This is a genomic window from Phytohabitans sp. LJ34, assembly GCF_052068095.1.
Taxonomy (GTDB): Bacteria; Actinomycetota; Actinomycetes; order Mycobacteriales; family Micromonosporaceae; genus Phytohabitans.
Map to the genome: position 1 here is coordinate 56,742 of NZ_JBQHDG010000009.1, position 21,767 is coordinate 78,508.

The window sequence follows — 21,767 nt, forward strand, 5'->3', positions numbered from 1 at the left end:
GGAGGGAGCCGGTGGACCGGTTCGTGTTCCTCACGTTCGACGGGCTTTCCCGCGGCGCGGTGTACGCCGCCTTCGCGCTCGCTCTGGTGCTCATCTGGCGCGGCGCCCGGATCGTCAACTTCGCGCAGGGCGCGATGGCCGTCGCGACCGTGTACGCGGCGTACAGCGTCACGTCCGCGACCGGCTCGTACTGGCTGGGCTTCGGCGCCGCCCTCCTGTGTGGACTCGCGCTCGGCGTCGTGGTGGAGCGGGCGGTGATGCGGTATGTCGGCCACACCTCGCCGCTCAACGCGGTCATCGTCGCGCTGGGACTCGTGCTGGTGATCCAGGCGGTGCTCGGCATGGTGTACGGCAACGAGTTCCGCCCCGCGGAGGCGCCGTTCAGCCGCACCGCGTTCACCGTCGGCGGGCTCGCCTTCCTCTCCCGGTACGACGTGTTCGTCTTCGCCGCCGTGGTGGCGCTGATGGTCGGGCTGGCCCTGCTGTTCACCCGCACGGCGGTCGGGCTGCGCCTGCGGGCCGCCGCGTTCGCCCCGGAGGTCTCCCGGCTCCTCGGCGTCGACGTGGCCGGGATGCGCACGCTCGCGTGGGCGCTCGCCTCGGCGGTCGGCGCCCTCGCCGCGATGCTCGTCATCCCGACCGGGCTCGGCCTGCATCCGACGTCGATGGACATCGTGTTCGTCACCGCGTTCACCGCGGCGGTCGTGGGCGGCCTCGACAGCCCGCTGGGCGCCGTCGCCGGCGGGCTCGCCGTCGGGCTGCTGCTCTCCTACGTCAGCGGGTACGCGGGCGCGGAGATGACGCCCGTGGCGGTGCTCGTGCTCCTGCTGGCGGTGCTGCTGGTGCGCCCCTCCGGCCTCTTCTCCGGCGTCGCGGCGAGGCGGGTATGAGGTCCACGGCGGTGCGCCACCTGGCGCTGACGCTCGCGGCGGCGGTCGCGCTGCTCGCGCTCACGTACGGGCTGGCGCCGTTTCGCAACTACCAGCTCGCCACCGTCGCGGCGTACCTGTGCGCGACCGCTGGGCTGACCGTCCTCACCGGACTGAGCGGGCAGCTGTCGCTCGGCCACGGGGCGCTTATGGCCACCGGCGCCTACCCGGTCGCCTTGGCACAGAACGAGTTTCGCGACCGCGACGTCAGCGGCGGCTGGGTGCTGCCGGTGTCGTTGGCGATCGGCGTGGCCACCGCGCTCGTCGCCGGGCTCGTCGTCGGGCTCGCGGCTGCGCGGCTGCGCGGGCCGTACCTGGCCGGCGTCACGCTCGCCGTCGCGGTCATCGTGCCCGCGCTCACCACCGCGTTCGACAGCGTCTTCAACGGCGACCAGGGCCTGTCCGTCTACATCGAACCGCCGCCGCTCTCGCTGGGCGCCACCTTCCCCTACGAGCGGTGGCAGGCCTGGATCGCGCTGACCGGCGCGCTGCTCACCATGTTTCTGCTCGCCAATCTCGTCCGCAGCCGCTACGGGCGGCACTTCCGGGCGGTCCGGGACGACGAGGTGGCCGCCCGACTGGCCGGCATCAACGTGGCGCGGACCCAGGTGCTCGCGTTCGTGGTCAGCGCGGCGTGCGCCGGTCTCGGCGGCGGGCTGCTGGCCGTGCTGGCGCAGAGCGTGTCGCCCGGCGCGTTCTCGCTGACCCTCTCCCTGTTTCTCGTCATGGCCGTCGTGATCGGCGGCCTCGGGCGGCTCGCCGGCGCGGTCTGGGGCGCGATCCTGCTGGTCCTGCTCCCCGAGACGAGCCACTCGCTGACCGAGGCGCTCTCCCTGTCGCCGGCCGCCGCCCAGCGGCTCGACGGCAACCTGCCACTGGCGATCTTCGGCATCACCCTGGTCGCCGTCATGCTCCTCGCGCCCGGCGGCGTGCAGGGCCTGCTGGCCCGCGCCGCCCGGCGACTCCGCCCCAGACGTGACCACAGAGAGGTGGGTACCCCATGAGAAAGAGCATCGCCGGCGGCGTGGCCGTCGCGCTCGTGCTGGCCGTCGCGGCGTGCGGCGGCGACAACGGCGGCGGTGGGGCGAACGTCCCCGGCGTGACCGACACGGAGGTCGTCGTCGGCACGCACATGCCGCTCACCGGGCCGGCCTCGGCCGGCTACTCGAAGATCGCCCCGGCCACGAAGGCCTACTTCGACCTCGTCAACGCCAACGGCGGCGTGCACGGCCGCAAGATCACATACAAGGTCATGGACGACGGGTACAACCCGGCGAACACCCAGCAGGTCGTACGCCAGCTCGTGTTGCAGGACAAGGTTTTCGCGATCCTCAACGGCCTCGGCACCGGCACGCACACCGGCGTGCTCGACTTCCTCGCCAGCAACCGGGTGCCCGACCTCTTCGTCGCCTCCGGCAGCCGCAGCTGGGACCAGCCGGACAAGTATCCGGGCACGTTCGGCTTCAACCCCGACTACACGGTCGAGGGCAAGATCCTGGCTACCTACATCCAGAAGAACTTCGCCGGCCAGAAGGTGTGCTTCCTCGGCCAGGACGACGACTTCGGGCGGGACAGCCTGCTCGGCGTGGAGAAGATCCTCGGGCCGACCGGGGTGACAGCGAAGCAGAAGTACGTCACCAGCAACGCCAACGTGGGCCCGCAGATCGGCGCGTTCAAGGCGGCCGGCTGCCAGGTCGTCATGATGGCCACCGTGCCGCCCTTCACCGCGCTCGCGATCGGCACGGCCGCGCGGCTCGGCTTCCGTCCACAGTGGGTGGTGTCGAATGTCGGCGCGGACTACCTCACGCTCTCCGGCCTCCTCGGTGAGAACAAGGCGCTGCTGGAGGGCATGCTCGCGGTCGGCTACCTGCCGTCGCAGTTCGACCTGGACGACCCGTGGACGGCGCTCTTCAAGCGGGTCAACGACCAGTACAACGCGGCCGCCCCGTTCGACGGCAACATCGTGTACGGCATGGCGGTCGGGTACCTCTTCGTCCAGGCCCTCCAAGCCGCCGGCAAAGACCTGACCCGCGAGGGCATCATCGCGGCCGTGGAGAAGGGCGGCTTCCGCGGGCCCGGTCTGGCGCCGCTGCGCTACTCCGGCGACGACCACTCCGGGTACGGTGGGCAGCGGATGACCAAGGTCACCGGGAGCACACAGGAGTACTTCGGCCCGACCTACGAGACGGACGAGGCGGACGGGCCGGTCAAGGAGTACGCCGAGCAGCCGCCCGCGCCACCGCAAAACGGCATCCCAGCGGCGTGAGCGAGTGAGCGGGCCGCGCCCGCCGACCGGAGAGGAGTCCGGAGTGGACGGAGCCGGCGGCGGGCTGCGGCTCGCGGGTGCGGTCACGGTGGTGACCGGCGGTGGTTCGGGCATCGGCGCGGCCCTGGCCGGGCGCTTCGCCGAGCGTGGCGCGGTGGTCGTGGTCAACGACCTCGACGCGGACGCCGCCAAGTCGGTCGCCGAGCGGGTGGGCGGCCTCGCGCTCCCCTGCGACGCGGGCGACCCGGCGGCGGTGCGCCAGCTCGTCGAGACCGTGTGGGAGCGGTACGGCGCCCTCGACCTCTTCTGCGCCAACGCGGGCGTGGCGGCCGACGACCGCTCCGGCGACCCCGACGCCGCGTGGGAGCTGTCGTGGCGGGTCAACGTGATGGCCCACGTGTACGCCGCCCGCGCGCTGCTGCCGCGCTGGCTGCCCGCCGGGCGCGGGCGGCTCCTCGTCACCGCCTCGGCGGCCGGGCTGCTGACGATGCTCGGCGGGGCGCCCTACGCGGTTACCAAACACGCGGCGGTCGGTTACGCGGAGTGGCTGCGGGTGACCTACCACCACCGCGGCATCGTCGTGCAGGCGCTCTGCCCGCAGGGGGTGCGCACGCCGATGCTCGACCAGGCCGGCCCGGCGGGAGAGGTGTTGCTGGCCCCCGACGCGATAACGCCGGACGAGGTGGCCGACCGGGTCGAGGAGGCGCTGGCCGGCGACCGCTTCCTGGTGCTGCCGCACCCTGAGGTAGCCGAGCACTACCGCCGCCGGGCCACCGATCCGGACCGCTGGCTGGGCGCGATGAACGGCATCCAGCGTTCCCTGGAGTCATCTGATCAAAAAGGGTTCTAGACTTCGCGGGGTGAGCGAGGTGGAGGCTGCGGGGCGGGTGGACGGCCGGACCGCGCGCGCGGAGCGCACCCGCCGGGCGATCGTGGAGGCCCACCTCGCCCTCATCGCCGAGGGCGACATGCGGCCGACCGGCGAGAAGATCGCCGAGCGGGCTGGCATCTCGCTGCGCACCCTGTGGATCAACTTCAAGGACATGGAGACGCTCTTCGAGGCGAGCGGGTCCACCGTGCTGGAGCGTCAGGACTCGGCTTACCGGCCGGTGCCGCGCGACCTGCCGCTGCGCCAGCGGGTCGACGCCTTCTGCCGGCAGCGGGCCGACCTGATGCAAATGTTCGCGCCGATCTTCCGGGCCGCGGCGATGCGCGAGCCGACCTCCCCGCAGCTGCACCGCAACAGGGTCAAGCACATCGTGCGGGTACGCCAGGAGGTGGAGGAACTCTTCGCGCCGGAGCTGGAGCTGGCCGGGCCGGCGGCGGGCGAGCTCGTCGACGCGCTCGTCGCGGCGAGCATGTGGCCGGCGTGGTCGATGCTCCGCGACGGGCTCGAGCTGGACGCGGAGGCGGCGCGGCGCGCGATGACCCGCACGGTGTCCGCGCTGTTGGTCACCGCGATCGCGGCGAGCGTGGGCCCGCCGCCGTCCTGAGTCGGCGGGCCCGCCCCCGCGGGGCTGTGGTCAGCCCAGGCGCGAGCGGAGCAGCTGCTTGCCCTGCTCGGCGCCCTTGCGGCTCTCGCCCTGCGCCCGCCGGAAGAAGTCGGCGAGCTCGGTGTCGCCGTCGCGCTGGGCGTCCTGGATGTAGGTCTCCAGGCGCAGAGCGTTGCTCAGGCACGACTCGGTAAACCAGATGATGTTGTAGTTCTTGTCCTTGGTGCCGGTGACTTGGCCGGTCTCTTCTGACGTCGTCATTGCCTTTGGCTACCCACTTGAGGGCGATCTATGCGTCAGAGGTCGGCGGCGTCCTCGGGGGTTTCGCGTCTGATCAGCACCGCGCCACCGTAATCGGGCGGCCGATGCCGCGCATCCCGATTACGATCATCGGTCGTGCGACAGGTGAGCGACGAGCTGCTTCTCGGTATCGCCGGTGTGTCCGCGACGGTGATCGGCCTCTTCCTGGTCGGCGTGCTGTTCTTCGTCGAGGGCGGCATGCGCGGGCCGGCGCGGGAGAGCCGGGTGGAGCTGTGGCGCTACATGCGCTCGGGCACCCGCATCGTCATGCTGCTTTTCGCGATGGCGCTGCTGCTGTCGCTCGCGCTCGTCGCGTTCGAGCTGGCCTGGGCGCGGGCGCTCTTCGTCGGGCTGAGCGTGGTGCTCGTGGTGGCCAATGTGGAGACCGCCGTCAAGGTGCGGGCCACGCGCGTCACCCAGTCGCGGACGTTGCTGCTCAACGAGATCGCCGGGACCGTTGGCGTGGTCGCGATCGTCGCGTTGCCGTGGATCCTCGGCGGCCTGCGGCCGGGCCGGGAAGACCTCACGCTGGCCGCGTTCCTCGCGCTGGCGACCGCGTTCGCGAGCGTGAGCGCGATCGCGCTGTCCACGTTCGACCTCGCGCGGCTCGACTCGGCACCGCCGGGCGCGGAGATCCGCCTGCTGCGCCCGGACAGCGGCGTCTACCCGGCGACCGACGACTACGCGCACGCTGTGGAGATTCGCGATCCGCGGCGGCTCGTCTTCGTCGCGGGCACGATGGGCCTCGACCGGGCGGGCGCCGCCGGCGCGTCGCTGGAGGAGCAGCTGACGCTCGTCTGGGACAACATCCGGGCGATCCTCGCGGCCGCGGGCATGACGCTCGACGACGTGGTACGCGTGACGAGCTACCTGCGCGACGTCGCGTACGCGGAGGAGAACGCGCGGGCGCGGGTGGCCGCCCTCGGCCGCGCGGTGCCCACCACTGCGATCGTCACGCAGACGCTCGCCGACGACTGGCTCGTCGAGATCGAGGTCATCGCCGCGACCTGAGGAGCAGCCTCGCGATCCAATCCGTCGTCGGCTAGTAGTGGCGGCCCAGGGGGACGTCGCACCACTGGCCGCCGACCCGCGTCAGCACCGGGTCGGCCGCGAAGTCGGGCTCGCCGTGCTCGGCGACCAGCTGCTCCGCGTACACCTCGGCGTCGTCCTTGGGGTGGTAGCCGATCGCCTCGCCTTCGGCCAGCGACCACCAGCGGCGCGTGTTGCGGCTGATGCCCCAGACGAGCCGGTAGCCGGGGCTCTCCACGCTCAGCGCGGCCTCGACAAGCCGCGCGCCGTCGTCGGGGGAGAGCCACATCGCCAGCCCGCGCGGCCCCGGCGGCGTCGGAAACCACAGGCCGATCCGCAGGCAGATCACGTCCATGCCGAACCGGTCCGCGTAGAGCCGGCCGGCCGCCTCGGCGGCGACCTTGCTCCAGCCGTACAGCGTGTCGGGTCGTCCGGACACGCCGGCCGGAAGAGGCATCTCGTCGCGGGTGTGGAAGCCGGCCGCGTGGTTGGAGGACGCCAGGATCACCCGGCGCACGCCGGCCCGGCGGGCGGCCTCGAGCACGCAGTACGTGCCGTAGGCGTTGAGCCGCAACACCTCCTCGGCGTCGGACTCGCGAGACTGTCCGCCCATGTGCACGACCGCGTCGACCCCGGTGGTGGCGCCGACCACCGCGTCGAGGTCGTCGATCGAGGAGATCAGCACCTCCTCGTCGCCGGCGCCCTCGACCGGGGCCGGCTCGCGCACGTCCAGCAGGCGCAGCACGCGGCCCGGCCGGGCCAGGCGCGGGCGGAGGAGCGTGGCGACCTTGCCCGCCCCACCGGTGATCAGGATGCGGTCGTGCGCCATCGTGCCTCCCCATGAATGGCTGCCCAGTCGAGCGGCCGGGCGCCCGGCCACCCCCACGTCACAGAAGCCATAGCATAGTGTCGATCCGCATCCAAAGATAGGTTCCATGTATGTGGATGATCGCGACAGGAATGTAGAAGGCGTGCCAGTTTCTGGATGCCTATTGACGGGCTGAGACCAGATTAGTTAACTGTCCTGGCAGAACGCGCGGTGGGCGCCCCGCCCGGTGCCCGCCGCGTTTCACCCGTGCGTGGTGTGGCGGCTTCCCGACGGTACGGCGCCGGTCCGCGGTGGCCGGTCTAGCTTGAGCCCAGAGCGGGGAGCGGAGACCACCTGGAGGCCGGCGATGGCGACGGATGTTTCGACCTGGAGCGCGTTCGCGGCCGACTACGACCCGGCGGGCCAGGCGGCGAGCATGACGCGGAGCGTCGCCGAAGACGGTTCGAGCGTCAACTTCACGCTCGACCGGCTCACGATGCTGCTCCAGGGCGACCAGGACCGCCCGTTCGCCGCCGCGCTCGGGATGGCGGGCCAGCTGGCGGTGAGCCTTCCGGAGGAGCTGGACCTGATCGGCTTCCTGCTGGTGGTCAGCGGTCACGTCGAGCGGACGCCGGGCACCCAAGCCGTCGTCTCCTGCGCGATCGGTCACGGTGCCCGGGGCGTCGAGTGGCCGCTCGAATCCATCGCCGGGGCGCCGAGCGGAGACAGCCGCGAGGTGTCCATAAGCGACGCCGACTTCCGGCTCGAATGCTTCACCAGTGACTTCAACCCGGCGATGGTGGGAGAGCCGCCCTTCCCGCCGCTGCCGCCGTTTCCGATCACGATGACCATGCAGGCCCGCCGCCGGGCGATCGACGAAAGCATCGGACTCACCATCACCGACTTTCGCGTGATCATCGTGCGGTCCGCGTAACCCGCGCGTGTCGGTTACCTGATTGCCCGGCGTGGTCGCCGGGGCAACGCTGAAGCGGGAGGTCGCCATGCCCGTGTTCACCATCGATGTTTCCCATCACGACTGGGCCGGCCGGGTCGAGCACGGCCTTCCCGGCCAGATCGGCTGGGCGAAGGCAAGCGCCGCCGGCATCCAGGCGATGTGTGCCCGCGCGACGTACGGCGATCCGCAGGGCAGCGGCGCGCAGGGTACGTTCTACGACACCCGGCACTTCGGCGACTTCGCGCAGGGCGCCAAGAGTGCCGGCTTCGCGCTTCGCGGGGGCTACCACAACCTCGTGCGCGGCGACCAGAGCTCGATCAACCGGCAGGTCGACTTCTTCCGGTCGGAGCTCGACCGGCACGACGCCAACTGGGCCATGCTCGACGTCGAGCGCTACGAGGAGCTCCTCGCCCACCACACCGAGCCCAGATTCGACGACGTCCGCCGGTTCGACGACCGGTGGGCCGCCGTGGAGAGCCGGGTGCTGGCGATTTACCTCCCGCACTGGGTCTGGGACGGGCACCTCGGCGCCCCTTCGCTGACCCAGCTGCGCGGCCCACTGGTCTCCTCGAACTACGGAGACAACCAGACGCTCCCGACGGCGCGCCTCTACGACCACCGCGGCGGCGACGACGGCAACGGCTGGAAAGCATACGGCGGCAAGACTCCGGCGCTGTGGCAGTTCGGCTCCCGGGCGCTCGTACCGGGTGTCAACGACTATCCGCACCGCAAGCACGACGCCAACGGCAAGGACATCGATCGCGGCACGGACATCAACGCGTTTCGCGGCACGTTCGCGGAGCTGCGGATGCTGCTGACCGGAGAGGACGAAGACGACGTGACGCTCGAAGAAATGATCAAGGTGCTCGCGGGCTTCCGTGGCGAGGGCAAGGCGGTGACCGCGGGCGGCGGCATCTTCATCCAGCCCCACCTGGCCTTCCCGCAGCGCGCGCTCAACGAGATCCAGGCCGCCCGGACCGAGATCGTCGGCCTCACCGCGGCCGTGCAGCACCTCGCCGAGGTGGTCGCCGCCGGCACGGGTACCAACCCGGAGGCCCTCAAGGAGGCGGTGCGGGCGGCCATCGACGAGCGGCTGCCGGCCATCTCCGCCGCGGTGCAGGACGCGATCGACGACGAAGACGAGGGTGTGCACAACGACGGCGCCAACGATCCGCTGGCCCGGCCGGATCCCGACGCCGCGCCCGCGGGGCGGCCGGTCGACTCGTAAGCTGGGCGGGTGAGTGATCCCATCCGCACCGCCATCATCGGTTACGGGCTCGCGGGCCGTGTCTTCCACGCGCCCCTGATCAGCGCCGATCCGGCATTCGAGCTGGCCGGCATCGTGACCGCCAATCCCGACCGATCGGCCGCGGCGGCCTCGCTCTACCCTTCCGCGCGCATATTCTCCACTGTGGACGATCTGCTCGCGGCCGGCGACATCGAGCTGGTCGTGGTCGGTGCGCCGACGCCGGACCACGCGGCCATCGCGACCCGGACGGTGGAGCGCGGGCTCGCCACCGTCGTCGACAAGCCTTTGGCGGTGCGGAGTGTGGAGGCGGCCGAGCTCATCGAGCTGGCCTCGCTTCGCGGCGTCCCGCTGACCGTTTTCCAAAACCGGCGGTGGGACGGCGACTTCCTGACCGTGCGCAAGCTCGTCGAGGCGGGTGCGCTCGGCGACGTGTGGCGCTTCGAGTCCCGGTTCGAGTGGCACAGCACCCGCCCTCGTCCACAGTGGAAGCAGGAGACTCCCGGTGTCGAGGGCGGCGGCGTGGCGTACGACCTGGGCGCGCACCTCATCGACCAGGCGGTGCGCCTCTTCGGGCCGATCGCCTCGTACTACGGCGAGCTCGACCGCCACCGCGACGGCGCGGTCAACGACGACGACAGCTTCATCGCGCTCACCCACACCTCGGGCGTGCGCTCGCACCTGGCGATGAGCAGCATGGTGGCGCAGCGCGGTTTCCGTTTCCGGGTGCTGGGATCGGAGTCCGGCTTCACGAAGTGGGGGCTCGACCCGCAGGAGTCGCAGCTGGCCGGCGGGATGTCGCCGCTGGACGACGGGTTCGGCGTGGAGCCGGTGGAGGCGTGGGGCAAGCTCGGGCGCGAGGGAGACGCCGTGCCGGTGGCGACCGAGCGGGGCGGATATCGCGAGTTCTACGCCCAGCTCGCGGCCGCGCTCCGGTCCTCCGCCCCGGTGCCGGTCGACCCGCGTGACGCGCTGGTGGCGATCGGCATCATCGAAGACCTTCAGCGGATGCGGGCGTAGCGCCCGGCACACCTATACATCGAGCTATGTCAATGCTAGGGTCTGGGATGGCCACCACCATGCCCTGGCTGTCGGGGTGGCCGGCGACCCGGCCACGCCGCCGCACGGCTCGCGCCCGGGCCTTTCCGGCCCTGCCCGCCCTCTTCCTGGCACGCGGCGAGCGCGTGCTCCTCACTCTCCACGGCGTGGTCGCCACCGACCGTGCCATCTTCTGCGACGGGCCGGACTGGACGCGGCTCGGCTGGGAGCAGGTCACCCGCGTCGAGCGGCACGAGCGCGGCCTGCTCCTCACCGCCTGGGCCCCCGACCTGCCGCCCCGCACGGTCGTCGCCGCCGAGCCCGCCACGCCGCTGCTGGCACTGGCCCGCGAGCGGATCGCCTGGACCACGCTGCTCACTACCCGCGTCCCGATCGGCGGCCACCCGGCGCGCGTCGCGGCCCGCCGCCAGCCCGGCGCCGGCACGCTGGTCTGGATCGTCGCCCTGGCCCCCGAGGTCACGCCGACGCCGGCGGTGGACGAGGAGCTGGCGGCGGCGCTGGCCCGGCTGGCGCGCGAGCTCAGCTGAGGGTCGCGCGCACGAGGAGTTTGGCGGCGGCGTTGGCCCGGCTGGCGCGCGAGCTCAGCTGAGGGTCGCGCGGACGAGCTCGCCCGGCGCCGCCCCGGCCTGGGCGACGACCTCGCCGGTCGGAGTGCGGACGCTCGACCGGCCCGCCGTCGTGGCGAAGTCGCCGCCGGTCGGTCCGGCGAAGCTGGCCACCGCCACCCACACGCCATGCGTGGTGGCGATGCGGCGGGCGCGCTCCTCCAGCACGTCGGGGCGGTCCTCGGCCACGCCCGCCACGTACGCGTCGATGCCCAGCGCCACCGTGTCCGCCGCGTGCTGGGGCACCCCCGTGTCCTTGCAGATCGCCAGGCCCAGGCGCCAACCGTCCACTTCGTACACTTCCGGCTTGGCGCCGGGCACGAAGCGGGCCGGCTCCCCGCCGGCCAGGTTGAGCTTGCGGTAGGCGACCGTCACCCCGCCGCCGTCCACGGCCAGCATCGCGATGTGCGGGCCCTCGATCGGCGCGCCCACCAGCGCCACGGATCCCCGCGCGGCACACGCCTCGACGAGCGGGGCGAGCCGCGGGTCATCGATGTCCACAGTGGAGGCTTCAAGCTCGTAGCCGGTGAGGGACATCTCCGGGAAGACCACCACCCGCGTGCCCGCCGCCCGGACCACCTCGGTGTGGGTGGCGACGTTGGCGCCCAGATCGTGCGACACGACGGGCGGCTGGGCGACGGCGATGGTCAGCGGCTGGCGCATGCGCCAACCCTACGAGATTTGAGCTACCGCGGCGCCCGTCGTGGTCGCTGTCCGTTGCTCCCGCGCCTCACCCATTCGCTGTTGGTCGCGCTCACCCCTTTGCCTCCGCCAGGAGCGCTCCGACCATCAGGATGGGGGGAAGTGCCATCCCGACACCCACAAACCGTCAAGAGCTGAGCATGCCAACGCCCGGGGCGCCATCGTTGAGTGCTGATCGGTGCGGTCGCCTGGGGCGCGGCGCCCCGGACCTTGGCATGCGCCAAAGCGGACGGGTCGATGCCCGTCGGGATGGCACAGCGGGTGGTGTGCGCGGGTCGCTCTCTGCGCGGTGCCGCACTCTTTCGATGCGGCGGCTTGGCCTTTGTCCGCAATGTCCGCACTGGGCCCGGCAGCGGTGAGCTTTGTTGCCGTGGGTAGTCGGCGCGATGATGTGACCGGCCCCGGTTTTCGAGATCTTGGAGAGTTAGGGCGCTATTTCAACCCTAACTGTCCTAGATCTGGAAAGTGCCCGCCCCGGCCGCCTACCCTGCGTTACCTCCGCGCCGTGCCTGCGCATCCGCGCCGTGCCCGCGCATCGCGCCGTGCCCGCGGATCCGCGCGGTGCCCGCGTCCGCGGTGAGGCGGCGCGTGCGCGGTGAGGCGGCGCGTGCGCGGTGAGCGCGCGGTGACCGCTGCCAGACGCGGAGGGTGAGGCCGCGGGAGCAGCGGTCTGGACCACCGCGGACATCGCGGTAGCTCAAATCTCTTTGTTCGGCTTTCCCCGCCGCCTGAGCCGACGTCTCACAGCAACGCTGCCAGGGCGGGGTTGTCGATGCCGGCGGCCAGCAGGCGGGCGGCGCCGAGCGCGGTCGGGTCGCCGAGGCGGTGGCGGTGCAGGTGTGCGCGCACCACGAGCTCGCCGAGGTCGCACCGCGCGGCCAGCGACGCCAGCGTGCCGGCGAGGGCGGCGGCCCGTTCGTGGTCGCCGTGTTCGATGGCGGTGCTGGCGGCGGCGTCCAGCACGTAGCCGTGCACCCACTGGTAGCGGTCCGGTGCGACGGAGCAGCGGCGCCGGGCCTCGACAAGCCACCGCGTGGCACCGGCGCGGTCGCCGCGGGCGGCGTGCAGGCGGCCCAGGCCGCGGGCGGCCATGCCCTCCCAGCACGGGTCGTCGAGCTGGAGGGCCAGCGTCCAGGCGCGTTCAAGGGTGTCGGCGGCGGTGTCGGTGTCGCCGGCGGACAGGTCGAGCTCGGCGCGGAGCGACTGCGGCCACGGCAAGAACGCCATCCACCGCTGCTCGTGGATCAGCGCCAGTGACGTGTCGAGGGCGGCGCCCGCCTGGCTGCGTTCGCCGCGCAGGAGGTGGGCGCGGGCCAGCACGGACAGCGACCAGGCCTGCTGCCGCGGGTCGCCGCCGCTCGCCGCCCGTTCCGCCGACTCGCCGAGCTGGGCGAGCGCGGTGGGGTAGTCGCCGCGGTCGGAGGCGTTCATGCCGCGTACGCCGAGGATCGCGGCCAGCTCGGCGTCGGTCTCGGCGAGCGCCGCCGCCTTGGCCAGCCACGCCTCGCCGGTGCCCCGCCGGCCGGCCTGCACCTCGACGAAGCCGAGCTGCCGGTGTGCGGTGACCGCGGTGGCGCGGTCACCGGCCCGGCTCGCCAGCTGGATGGCCTCCTCCAGGACGACGGCCCCCTCGTTGTCCCGCCCCCGTACGGCGTGCACCAGTGCGCCCCCCAGCGCGCACAGCGCCTGCCCCTGCACCGCGTCGTCGCCGGCCCGCGCCGCCTCGGTGACCGCGCGGCGCAGGCACTGGAGGCCCGCGTCGACGGCACCGGCGGCGATCGCGGCCCGGCCGGCCTCCAGCTGGCTGAGTGCGGCGGCCCGGCCGCTCAGCGGTGAGACCATCGCCGACTCCGGGCCCACGTCGGCCGCCTCGCGGAGCGCCGCCGACGCCTCGTGTCCCAGCTCGCGCCGCAGCAGGTCCTCACCGACCGCGATCTGCCGCAGGGCTGCCGCCCGGTCGCCGGCCACCGCGAGGCTGCGTACCAGCAGCTCGTGGTTGCCCTCTTCGAGCGGGTTGCGGGCGACGGCGCGGGCCGCGTATCCGACCGCCTCGCCCGCCGACCCGCTCGCCAGCAGCGCGACGGCCGCCTGCCGCAGCCGCGCCTCGACCGCCGCCGACACCCGGTGCCGCGCCACCAGCAGCCACGACTCGAACTCCAGGCAGGCCGGCAGGCTCACCCCGTCGAGCAGGTCGCCGCCGAGGGCGAGCAGCGGTGCCGGGTCGCCGTCCGGGTCGTCCAGCAGGCGTACGTCCACCGCGATCCCGTCGCCCAGCGCGGTGGCCACCGGATCGCCGCTGAACGCGCCGGCGCCCCCCAACGCGCGGCGCAGCTCGGCGAGCGTCCATCGCAGGGCGCCCAGCGGGTCGTCGGCGTCGGCGAAGAGCAGCTCGGCCAGGTGCCGCCGGCTCGGCGGCCGCTCGGCGAGCAGCAGGTAGGTCAGGAGCGCCCAGGCTTTCCGGCCGCGCGGCGAGCGCACCGGCTGGCCGTCCAGCTCGATGGCTGGCGGTCCGAGCAGCCGGATGGTGTACACGACCGGATTATCCGCGCACCACGCCGACGGATTCGAGGTAGTCGGCCGGAGCCGCCACCGTGCCGTCGCTGGCCCGGTTGAAGCGGACGGCCACCTCGGCCAGATCGATCGCGAACCGCTCGCGGTCCGCCTCCGGCAGCGCGCCGGCCAGCCGGGTGATCGGGCCGTAGAACTGCCTGAACCACTCCGAGAAGTGCACGGGGGAGTGGTAACGGAAGGTGTAGGTGCGGCCGGTGAGCGCCGTCCACTCCACCCGGTCGCCGAAGAGGGCGGCGAGGTGCTCGGCGGTGCCCCACAGAGTGGGCGGGCGGACGCCGGCCGGCGGCGGTGCCCACTTCGCGACGGTCTTGAAGAGGTCGCCGATCATGCCGGTCGGCGTCCAGCAGGCCAGTGCGATCCGGCCGCCCGGCTTGGTAACCCGTACCAGCTCGTCGGCCGCCCGCTGGTGGTCCGGCGCGAACATCACGCCGACCGTGCTCACCACCAGGTCGAACGCGCGGTCCGGCACGGGCAGCGCCTCGGCGTCGCCCTCCCGGAACGTCACGTCCAAATGCTCGGCCGCCGCCCGCTCCCGCCCCTGCTCCAGCAGGTTGGCCGCGTAGTCGACGCCGGTGGCCTCGGCGAACCGGCGGGCGGCGGCCATCGCCGCGTTGCCCTGGCCGCAGGCGACGTCCAGGACCTTCTGGCCGGCGCGCACGTCGGCCGCCTCCACCAGCAGCTCGGCGATGATCTGGAGGGTGTTGCCAACCCGCGGGTAGTCGCCGGTCTCCCAGCCCGCCCGCTGGTTCTTCTTGATCGTCTCGAAGTCGATGGTCGTGCTCGTCACGATGCTCCTCCTCGTGTGATCTATCCACCACAGGAGACCGGCCGACCGTGTGACGAGCCGTGTGACGCGACTTACGGATATCCGACAGCGCGTGCCGGCGCCTCGACCGTGACCACCTCGCCGCCGCGCGAACCGTCCGGCGGCCAGGGTGCCGTGGTGACGAACAGCGTGGTCCCCTCCGGCCCGCCGAGCACACAGGCGAAGGCACCCTGGTCGAAGCCCACCGTCTGGAGCACCTCGCCGCCCTCGCGCACCCGCACGCACCGCTGGCCGGGCACCTCCGCGAACCAGACCGCGCCCTCGGCGTCGAGGCAGATCCCGTCCGGAAACGCGCCGGGCAGATCGGCCCACACCCGCCGGTTGGCGAGGCTCCCGTCCTCCTCGATGTCGAACGCGGTCAGCCGGTTGCCGTACGACTCGGCGACGATCAGCGTGCGGTTGTCCGGCGTCACGGCCATCCCGTTGGGAAACCCGAAGTCGCCGGCCACCTCCCGCACGACCCCGTCGGCGGTGACCAGCGCGACCGTCCCCGGCGCCGGATCGCCGACACCGAAGTCGAAGCCGATGTTGCCGACGTACGCGTTGCCCCGCCCGTCGACGACCATGTCGCTCCACGGGTAAGCAGACAGCGGCGCCAGGTCGGCGTGCGTCACCCACGACCCGTCCGGCTCCCGGCGCAGCAGCTTGCCATCCCGCGACGAGACGACGAGGAAGCGCCCGTCCGGCAGCCAGCCAAGCCCCATCGGCATGCCCGGGACGCTCGTGACGATCTCGCTCTTGCCGTCGAGGTCGGCCCGCACCACCTCGTTGCCGCCCATGTCGGACAGCCACAGCCGCCCGTCGTGCCAGCGCGGCGACTCACCCATCACGAGACCGCTCAGCAACGTGTTCATGGTTTCTCTCCTCTCAGGTTGCCTTCCACCCGGGACGTAGAAGCCGCCGCACGGTTTTCGACACCTAGAGAAAGATTTGGGCTACCGCGATGTCCGCGGTGGTCCGGACCGCTGCTCCCGCGGCCTCACCCTCCGCGTCTGGCAACGGTCACCGCGCGCTCACCGCGCACGCGCCGCCTCGCCGCGCACGCGACGAAAGACCGAGCCGGCGATCCCTGCAAGCGGCATTGCGGACAAAACGTCGAGCGCGGCGGAAGAGGAAGAGAGCGCGCGCCGCGCACGGCATGGTCGGAGTACTCAAAGGGGTAACCCGTGACCAGCGGCGGACGGGTGAGGCCGCGGGAGCAGCGGTCGGGACCACGACGGACGTCGCGGTAGCTCGAATCTCTTTCTAGCGACCGACGAAGAAGGACGGCACGCGGGTCTGCCAGGGCGCCGCTTCCTCCAGTGCCGCCGCGACGCGGATGAGCAGGTCCTCGCGGCCGTAGCCGGCCACCAACTGGACGCCGATCGGCAGGCCCTCCCGGCTCTGACCGATCGGCAGGCTGATCGCGGGGTGGCCGGAGATGTTGAACGCGGCGGTGAACGGCCCGTACTCGAAGATCCGCCGCAGCCACGAGCGGGCGGTGTGGTCCGGGTTGTTGTAGTCGAGCGTGCCGTGCGGTGCGGGCAGCTGGGCGAGCGTGGGCGTGACGAGCAGGTCGTACCGGCCGAGGAAGAGGCCGACCGGGCGGGTCACCCGGTGCTGGGCGTCGACCGCGGCCAGCAGGTCGAGCGCGCTCGCCGCCTCGGTCTCGGCCACCACCCGCCGGGCCACCGCCTCCATCAGCGAGGCGTCGGGGCGTCGGGGCGCGCGCAGGATGGCGCCGCCGGTGCCGTACACGCCGAGCATCGCGGCCTCGACCAGGTCGTCCGCGTCGAGGGGCGGGCTCGACGGGGTGACCTGGTGTCCGAGCAGCTCCAGCACCTTGGCGGCCGTCTCGGTGACCTCGGCGACCTGTGGGTCCACCGCCACGCCGGACCAGGCGGCGGTCGTCAGCGCCACCCGCAGGCGGCCCGGGTCGGCGCCCACCTCCTCGGCGTACGGGCGGGCCGGCGGGGGAGCGAAGTACTTGTCGGCGATCGGCGGCGCGCTCACCGCGTCGAGCAGGTGGGCGGCGTCGCGCACGGTGCGGGCCAGGCCGAACTCGACGATCAGGCCGAAGCCGACCTCGCCGGCGTACGGTCCCGAGGGGGTGCGGCCGCGGCTGGGTTTGAGGCCGACGAGCCCGCAGCAGGCGGCCGGGATGCGGATCGAGCCGCCGCCGTCGTTGCCGTGTGCCAGTGGCACCGCGCCGGCGGCGACGAGTGCGGCCGCGCCGCCGCTCGAGCCTCCCACGCCGCGCGCGAGGTCCCACGGGTTGCGGGTGGCGCCGTGCAGTGCCGACTCGGTGGCGAAGCTGAGTCCCAGCTCGGGCGCGGTGGTCTGGCCGAGCGTGGCGAGCCCGGCGGCGCGGAATCGGGCCATCAGGTCGTGGTCGACCAGTGCGGTGGCGCCGCGGATGCTCCGGCTGCCCAGCGCGAACGGCACCCCGCGCGCGAACGGGCCGCTGTCCTTGACGACGAACGGCACGCCGCCGAACGGGCCGTCCGCCTCGTGCTCCAGCGCGGGCGCGAAGAGCGGGAGGGTGAGCGCGTTGAGCTCGGCGCCGGCGGTCTCCAGGGCCTCGCGTGCCACCTCCTCGACCTCGGCGGCGCTCACCTCGCCGGACCGGATCAGCGCGCGCAGGCCGACCCCGTCGAGCGCGGCGTACTCGCGAAGCTTCACGGCGAGTAGGCCGCGGCGAGCTTGTCCATCGTGGCGTCGAAGCGGGGGTCGACCTTGCGGCGGGCCGGGTCTTCGTCGTACCAGGCGACGATCTCGCGGGCGCCCTGGTGGAAGGGGATCGTGGCCACGAAGCCCGGCACGAGCGAGCGGAGCTTCGCGTTGTCGAACACCATCGAGTGGGCCTTGTCGCCGAGCAGCCCGGCGCCCCACTCGGGGTCGGCCGCGGCGATCGCGTCCGAGGGCACGTGCACGATCCGCGGCTCTGCGCCCGCGGCGGCGCCCAGCGCCAGCGCGATCTGGTCCCAGGTGAGCACGTCGTCCGAGGTGATGTGCACGGCCTCGCCGATCGCGCGCGGGTGGCCGAGCAGCGGCACGAAGCCGCGCGCGAAGTCGCGCGTGTGTGTGAGTGTCCACAGTGAGGTGCCGTCGCCGTGCACGACGACGGGCTTGCCCTGCCGCATCCGTTCCACGACGGTCCAGCCGCCGTCGAACGGGACGAGAGTGCGGTCGTACGTGTGCGAGGGGCGCACGATCGTGGCCGGGAAGCCGCTGTCCCGGTACGCCGCGACGAGCAGGTCCTCACAGGCGATCTTGTCGCGGGAGTAGCGCCAGAACGGGTTGCGCAGCGGCGTCGACTCCACCACCGGCACGCGGGCCGGCGGGGTCTGGTAGGCCGAGGCCGAGCTGATGAAGACGTACTGCCGGGTGCGGCCGGCGAACACGTCGAGGTCGGCCTGGACGTGCGCGGGCGTGAACGCCACCCAGTTGACCACCGCGTCGAACTCGAGGTCGCCCAGCGCGGCGGCCACCGACTCGGGGTCGCGCACGTCCGCGCGGAGCACGGTGGCCTCCGGCGGCAGCGGCCGGTGGGTGGTGGTGCCGCGATTCAGGACGTACAGGTCGATGCCGCTCGCCACGGCGAGGCGGGAGGAGGCGGAGCTGATGATGCCGCTGCCGCCGACGAAGAGCACCCGGAGATCACCCACGCCGCCACCTTAACGCCGATCCCCACCGGGAGTGCGAGGAAATATCATGTCCCGGATCTTGATCGCGAACCGTCCACTGTAGAGAGGAACCCCGATGGGTGTCACCCGCAAGGATGCGTTGCGAATTCTCGCCGGCACGGGGGTGGCCGCGGCCGCCGGTGCGCTGGCCCCTGGCGCCGCCGCCTCGGCCAGCGGGGTCATCCGCCGCGACGTGTGCGTGATCGGCGGCGGGGCCACCGGCACGTACGCCGCGGTGCGCCTGCGCGACCTCGGCCACAGCGTCGCGGTGGTGGAGCGGGCCGGGCGGCTGGGCGGGCACACCGAGACGTTCCACGACCCGGTGACGGGCGGCACCACCGACGTCGGTGTGCTCATCTACCACGACATGCCGCTGGTGAGGGACTTCTTCGGCCGCTTCGACGTGCCGCTGGTGCGGTACACCGGCCAGGGCGGCACGACCAACCACTACGTCGACTTCCGCACCGGGCTGGTGGTGCCCGGGTACACGCCGCCGGCGCCCGCCGCGTTGCCCGCGTACATCGCGCTGCTCCAGCGGTACCCGTACCTCGACCAGGGCTTCGAGCTGCCCGACCCGGTGCCGGCCGACCTGCTGCTGCCGTTCGGCGAGTTCGCGGTGCGGCACGGGCTCGAGTCGATCCTGCCGCTGATCTTCGGGTACGCGCAGGGCCTCGGCGACATCCTCCGGATCCCGGCCATCTACGTGCTGAAGAACGTCGGCCTCAGCGTGCTGAACAGCGTGCTCACCGGCTCGCTCCTGATCACCGAACGGCGGAACAACAGCGAGCTCTACGAGAAAGCCACCGCGTTTCTCGGCGCGGACGCGTTGCTCGGCGCCCACGTGACCAGGGTGCACCGCGGCCCGCAGGGCATCCAGGTGCTGGTGGCCACCCCGCACGGGCCGCGCGTGATCCACTGCCGCAGGCTGCTCGTCACCGCGCCGCCGCTGCTGTCCACTTTCGACGGTTTCGACCTCGACGGGACCGAGCGGGCGGTCTTCGGCCGCTTCCGCCACCACCGGTACTGGACGGCCGTGGCCCGCCTCACCGGTATGCCCGCCGGCGTCTCGCTCGTCAACGTCGGCGCGGACACCCCGTACCACCTGGCGCCGCTGCCCGGGCTCTACGGCCTCACCGTCACCGGCGTGCCCAACCTGTGGGGCGTCAAGTACGGCAGCACCGGCCCGCTGAGCGACGGCGCGGTGCGGGCGGCCATCGTCGCCGACATCCGGCGGCTGCGCACGGCGGGCTCGTACCCGGTGGAGCTCGACGGCTTGGAGATCTTCAAAGCGCACGTCCCGTTCGAGATGGTGGTGCGGCCCGGCGACATCGCGGGCGGTTTCTACCGACGGCTGTACGGGTTGCAAGGCCGAAACGGCACCTTCTACACCGGAGCCGCGTTCCACACGCACGACTCGTCGCTGTTGTGGCGCTTTACCGAGGAACTGCTGGCGTCTCACTTCCTTTCTTAGTAAAGTTTCCTTTTAGTTGTGATGCGGCCTGCCCTCTTGGAGCGTTTATGAAAATGCGCAAGCTCGGCCCGATGCTCATCGCCACCGTCCTGACCACCACCGGCCTCGTCGCGGTCACGCCGACCAGCGCGTTGGCCGCACCCACCGACTGCACGATCTCGTTCGGTCCCAACCGCACCGTGCAGAGCTACTGCGCGAGCGGCACCGGCGAGCACCGCATCCGCATGGTGCTGCGCCACTTCCTGCCCGAGGTAGGCCGCATCCCGGTCGAGGGCAACTGGGCGCCGGTGGGCGGCATCTCGATCACCGGCTACCCGCCGCACACCATCGAGAACGTCTGGGTCGAGACGCGCGGCTGACCCCTCCCAGGTGGACACCGGCCCGCTCAACGTCGAGCGGGCCGGTGTTTGCGTGTGCCCAGCACACTGACAAACCTGATGGAAGACCTCGCCTGGGTCGGGCAGCTCAAGCTGGCGCTGCTCGGCGTCGCCCCGCTCGGATACCTGGTCATGCTCGGTTGGTTCGTCGCCGGCCGGCCGTGGCTGCCTCGCCCGTCCGCCGCGACACCGGAGCTCGGACCGGAGCCGCCCGCCCTCGTCGCGATGATGTACAACCGCTGGCGGGTCGGCGACACCGCCATCGTGGCGACGCTGCTCGACCTCGCGGCGCGCCGCTTCGTGGAGCTGGACCAGGTGGGCGGCGAGACGGTCTTCCGGCCGCGCGACGCCGCATCCGGGCAGCTGACCACATCGGAGCGTGCGGTGCTGAGCTGGTTCACCTCCCGCACCGTGGCCAACCGGGGCGTCGGGATGGCCGCGCTGCGGCCGGCGAACGCCGCCGAGGCGAGGGCTTTCCGCCGCCGGTACGCCCGGATGGTCCGCGCGGAAGCCGAGGAGCGTGGCCTGTCGACCCGCAAGCCCCGCGAGATGGTGGAGTTTTCCCTCTTCCTCTTCGCGATGGTCTCGGCCGCCACGATCGTGCTGCCCGGCACCTATCTGCTGCTGCCCGACTGGCGGTGGTGGCTCGTCGCGCCGATCGCGTTCTTCGCGCTGTTCATCCTGCTGATCGTGCCGACGGGCGCGCCGATCGCCCTGCGCGACTGGAGCACCCCGGACGGGCGCGGCTCACTGTCGCGCTGGCTCGGCGTCAAGGCCTACCTCGACGCCACGCCGCAGCTCCAGGCGCTGCCGCCGGCCGCCGTCACCCTCTGGGGCAGATACCTCGCCTACGCCGCCGCGCTGGGCAGCGCACCCGTCGCGACCCGCACGCTCGCCGCGATCTGGACCGGCCAAGCGGCGCCGGCCGCGCACGCCGCCGCGGCGGCGGCCCTCGACAGCCCACCCATCCCGCCGCCCGAGCGGCACCCGGACCTCCGCCTGGGCGGCATCGCCGTCTTCGGCGGCGAGGTGGTCACCCCCGCGGGCACGCTGCGCCGGTCGCAGGCGCGCTGGAACGTGAGCCACACCGGCGCCGTCCGCCCCCGCCTGGACTCGGCGATGATCGTCCTGGTGCTGGCCTTCATGTGCATGTTTCCGCTCAACCTGCTGTACCTGCTGTTCGCGCTCGAACGCCGTTACGCCGGCACGGTGGAGGTCACCGTGGCCGGGCCGTCGTTCGGCTACACGACGCGCATCCCGTTCGACGGCGACGAGCAGTACACCGCCCTCAGGCGCGAGCTGGGTCGGGCGGACGACCTACTCGGCACGAAGCTCGCCCCACAAGTCAAGGAGCTGGGATCGCCTCCGTCGTAGTTCTCTACGCGGCCCCACCTGCGCCATCCTGACGCAGCGTCACCAGCTCATGGGTCGAGACTTCGTCGACCACCGCCTGGCGCGACCTCAA

General features: G+C 72.5%; 21 protein-coding genes. 13 read left to right on the forward strand and 8 right to left on the reverse strand.

Annotation, left to right across the window (positions count from 1 at the left end):
• Window positions 1-11 precede the first annotated feature (11 nt).
• The 5 genes from ACTMTJ_RS17685 (at window position 12) to ACTMTJ_RS17705 (ending at window position 4,688) form a co-directional block, all read left to right on the forward strand.
• Complete coding sequence (locus ACTMTJ_RS17685) at window positions 12-890, forward strand: branched-chain amino acid ABC transporter permease (RefSeq protein ID WP_441217827.1); 879 nt, start codon at window positions 12-14, stop codon at window positions 888-890.
• Window positions 887-1,933 (forward strand): branched-chain amino acid ABC transporter permease, encoded by a 1,047-nt coding sequence (locus ACTMTJ_RS17690; protein WP_441217829.1) that lies wholly within the window; start codon window positions 887-889, stop codon window positions 1,931-1,933. The genes ACTMTJ_RS17685 and ACTMTJ_RS17690 overlap by 4 nt, the downstream gene beginning before the upstream one ends.
• Window positions 1,930-3,195, forward strand: a complete 1,266-nt coding sequence (locus ACTMTJ_RS17695; protein ID WP_441217831.1) for an ABC transporter substrate-binding protein — start codon at window positions 1,930-1,932, stop codon at window positions 3,193-3,195. The genes ACTMTJ_RS17690 and ACTMTJ_RS17695 overlap by 4 nt, the downstream gene beginning before the upstream one ends.
• A gap of 64 nt (window positions 3,196-3,259) precedes the next feature.
• A complete protein-coding gene (locus ACTMTJ_RS17700) occupies window positions 3,260-4,045 on the forward strand; it encodes an SDR family oxidoreductase (protein WP_441218232.1) in 786 nt (261 codons plus the stop codon).
• A 10-nt stretch (window positions 4,046-4,055) separates the two neighbouring features.
• Entirely contained in the window at window positions 4,056-4,688 is a 633-nt protein-coding gene (locus ACTMTJ_RS17705) for a TetR/AcrR family transcriptional regulator (RefSeq protein ID WP_441217833.1), read from the forward strand.
• A 30-nt stretch (window positions 4,689-4,718) separates the two neighbouring features.
• Here the strand turns inward: ACTMTJ_RS17705 and ACTMTJ_RS17710 are convergent, their stop codons facing one another.
• Window positions 4,719-4,949 carry a hypothetical protein gene (locus ACTMTJ_RS17710; RefSeq protein ID WP_441217834.1) on the reverse strand — a complete coding sequence of 77 codons (231 nt, stop codon included), beginning with the start codon at window positions 4,947-4,949 and terminating at the stop codon, window positions 4,719-4,721.
• A gap of 135 nt (window positions 4,950-5,084) precedes the next feature.
• On the opposite strand from ACTMTJ_RS17710, the gene ACTMTJ_RS17715 reads away from it, so the two are divergent.
• Window positions 5,085-5,999 (forward strand): RidA family protein, encoded by a 915-nt coding sequence (locus ACTMTJ_RS17715; protein WP_441217835.1) that lies wholly within the window; start codon window positions 5,085-5,087, stop codon window positions 5,997-5,999.
• 31 nt (window positions 6,000-6,030) lie between these two features.
• On the opposite strand, the gene ACTMTJ_RS17720 is transcribed toward ACTMTJ_RS17715, so the two are convergent.
• Window positions 6,031-6,846: an NAD-dependent epimerase/dehydratase family protein gene (locus tag ACTMTJ_RS17720; protein WP_441217837.1), complete on the reverse strand. Its 816-nt coding sequence runs from the start codon at window positions 6,844-6,846 to the stop codon at window positions 6,031-6,033.
• A gap of 346 nt (window positions 6,847-7,192) precedes the next feature.
• Between ACTMTJ_RS17720 and ACTMTJ_RS17725 the strand changes: the two genes are divergently transcribed.
• From ACTMTJ_RS17725 to ACTMTJ_RS17740, 4 genes are all read left to right on the forward strand, one after another.
• The gene (locus ACTMTJ_RS17725; RefSeq protein ID WP_441217838.1) at window positions 7,193-7,759 is read left to right on the forward strand and encodes a hypothetical protein; all 567 of its coding nucleotides are present in this window, start codon (window positions 7,193-7,195) and stop codon (window positions 7,757-7,759) included.
• 67 nt (window positions 7,760-7,826) lie between these two features.
• Window positions 7,827-9,008 carry a GH25 family lysozyme gene (locus tag ACTMTJ_RS17730; RefSeq protein ID WP_441217839.1) on the forward strand — a complete coding sequence of 394 codons (1,182 nt, stop codon included), beginning with the start codon at window positions 7,827-7,829 and terminating at the stop codon, window positions 9,006-9,008.
• A gap of 9 nt (window positions 9,009-9,017) precedes the next feature.
• A complete protein-coding gene (locus tag ACTMTJ_RS17735; protein ID WP_441217840.1) occupies window positions 9,018-10,046 on the forward strand; it encodes a Gfo/Idh/MocA family protein in 1,029 nt (342 codons plus the stop codon).
• Window positions 10,047-10,093: 47 nt separating this feature from the next.
• Window positions 10,094-10,612 carry a hypothetical protein gene (locus ACTMTJ_RS17740; protein ID WP_441217841.1) on the forward strand — a complete coding sequence of 173 codons (519 nt, stop codon included), beginning with the start codon at window positions 10,094-10,096 and terminating at the stop codon, window positions 10,610-10,612.
• A gap of 54 nt (window positions 10,613-10,666) precedes the next feature.
• On the opposite strand, the gene ACTMTJ_RS17745 is transcribed toward ACTMTJ_RS17740, so the two are convergent.
• The 6 genes from ACTMTJ_RS17745 to ACTMTJ_RS17770 all read right to left on the reverse strand — a co-directional run bounded on the left by ACTMTJ_RS17745 (window position 10,667) and on the right by ACTMTJ_RS17770 (window position 18,436).
• Entirely contained in the window at window positions 10,667-11,353 is a 687-nt protein-coding gene (locus ACTMTJ_RS17745; protein WP_441217843.1) for a carbon-nitrogen hydrolase family protein, read from the reverse strand.
• Window positions 11,354-12,133: 780 nt separating this feature from the next.
• Window positions 12,134-13,924, reverse strand: coding sequence for a BTAD domain-containing putative transcriptional regulator (locus ACTMTJ_RS17750; RefSeq protein WP_441217845.1), 1,791 nt, complete (start codon window positions 13,922-13,924; stop codon window positions 12,134-12,136).
• A gap of 7 nt (window positions 13,925-13,931) precedes the next feature.
• On the reverse strand, window positions 13,932-14,750 hold the full coding sequence (locus ACTMTJ_RS17755; protein WP_441217847.1) for a class I SAM-dependent methyltransferase: 819 nt from the start codon (window positions 14,748-14,750) through the stop codon (window positions 13,932-13,934).
• Between the two features lie 71 nt (window positions 14,751-14,821).
• The gene (locus ACTMTJ_RS17760) at window positions 14,822-15,643 is read right to left on the reverse strand and encodes an SMP-30/gluconolactonase/LRE family protein (RefSeq protein ID WP_441217849.1); all 822 of its coding nucleotides are present in this window, start codon (window positions 15,641-15,643) and stop codon (window positions 14,822-14,824) included.
• A 391-nt stretch (window positions 15,644-16,034) separates the two neighbouring features.
• Window positions 16,035-17,450: an amidase gene (locus tag ACTMTJ_RS17765; RefSeq protein ID WP_441217851.1), complete on the reverse strand. Its 1,416-nt coding sequence runs from the start codon at window positions 17,448-17,450 to the stop codon at window positions 16,035-16,037.
• On the reverse strand, window positions 17,447-18,436 hold the full coding sequence (locus ACTMTJ_RS17770; protein WP_441217853.1) for an NAD-dependent epimerase/dehydratase family protein: 990 nt from the start codon (window positions 18,434-18,436) through the stop codon (window positions 17,447-17,449). Before ACTMTJ_RS17770 ends, ACTMTJ_RS17765 begins: the two co-directional genes overlap by 4 nt.
• A gap of 94 nt (window positions 18,437-18,530) precedes the next feature.
• Here ACTMTJ_RS17770 and ACTMTJ_RS17775 point away from each other — a divergent pair, with 94 nt between their 5' ends.
• Genes ACTMTJ_RS17775 through ACTMTJ_RS17785 form a run of 3 tightly spaced genes read left to right on the forward strand, consistent with a single transcriptional unit; the run spans window position 18,531 to window position 21,676 of the window.
• On the forward strand, window positions 18,531-19,925 hold the full coding sequence (locus ACTMTJ_RS17775) for an FAD-dependent oxidoreductase (protein WP_441217855.1): 1,395 nt from the start codon (window positions 18,531-18,533) through the stop codon (window positions 19,923-19,925).
• A 47-nt stretch (window positions 19,926-19,972) separates the two neighbouring features.
• Window positions 19,973-20,284, forward strand: a complete 312-nt coding sequence (locus tag ACTMTJ_RS17780) for a hypothetical protein (RefSeq protein ID WP_441217857.1) — start codon at window positions 19,973-19,975, stop codon at window positions 20,282-20,284.
• Between the two features lie 54 nt (window positions 20,285-20,338).
• Window positions 20,339-21,676, forward strand: a complete 1,338-nt coding sequence (locus tag ACTMTJ_RS17785) for a DUF2207 family protein (protein ID WP_441217858.1) — start codon at window positions 20,339-20,341, stop codon at window positions 21,674-21,676.
• Window positions 21,677-21,767: the final 91 nt, after the last annotated feature.

What these genes read in the sequence shown, in the direction of transcription:
- ACTMTJ_RS17730 (WP_441217839.1), top strand. Translation starts at nt 7,827, where the DNA reads ATGCCCGTGTTCACCATCGATGTTTCCCATCACGACTGGGCCGGCCGG.
- ACTMTJ_RS17775 (WP_441217855.1), top strand. Translation starts at nt 18,531, where the DNA reads ATGGGTGTCACCCGCAAGGATGCGTTGCGAATTCTCGCCGGCACGGGG.
- ACTMTJ_RS17745 (WP_441217843.1), bottom strand. Translation starts at nt 11,353, where the DNA reads ATGCGCCAGCCGCTGACCATCGCCGTCGCCCAGCCGCCCGTCGTGTCG.
- ACTMTJ_RS17720 (WP_441217837.1), bottom strand. Translation starts at nt 6,846, where the DNA reads ATGGCGCACGACCGCATCCTGATCACCGGTGGGGCGGGCAAGGTCGCC.
- ACTMTJ_RS17740 (WP_441217841.1), top strand. Translation starts at nt 10,094, where the DNA reads ATGGCCACCACCATGCCCTGGCTGTCGGGGTGGCCGGCGACCCGGCCA.
- ACTMTJ_RS17695 (WP_441217831.1), top strand. Translation starts at nt 1,930, where the DNA reads ATGAGAAAGAGCATCGCCGGCGGCGTGGCCGTCGCGCTCGTGCTGGCC.
- ACTMTJ_RS17760 (WP_441217849.1), bottom strand. Translation starts at nt 15,643, where the DNA reads ATGAACACGTTGCTGAGCGGTCTCGTGATGGGTGAGTCGCCGCGCTGG.
- ACTMTJ_RS17710 (WP_441217834.1), bottom strand. Translation starts at nt 4,949, where the DNA reads ATGACGACGTCAGAAGAGACCGGCCAAGTCACCGGCACCAAGGACAAG.
- ACTMTJ_RS17725 (WP_441217838.1), top strand. Translation starts at nt 7,193, where the DNA reads ATGGCGACGGATGTTTCGACCTGGAGCGCGTTCGCGGCCGACTACGAC.
- ACTMTJ_RS17780 (WP_441217857.1), top strand. Translation starts at nt 19,973, where the DNA reads ATGAAAATGCGCAAGCTCGGCCCGATGCTCATCGCCACCGTCCTGACC.
- ACTMTJ_RS17690 (WP_441217829.1), top strand. Translation starts at nt 887, where the DNA reads ATGAGGTCCACGGCGGTGCGCCACCTGGCGCTGACGCTCGCGGCGGCG.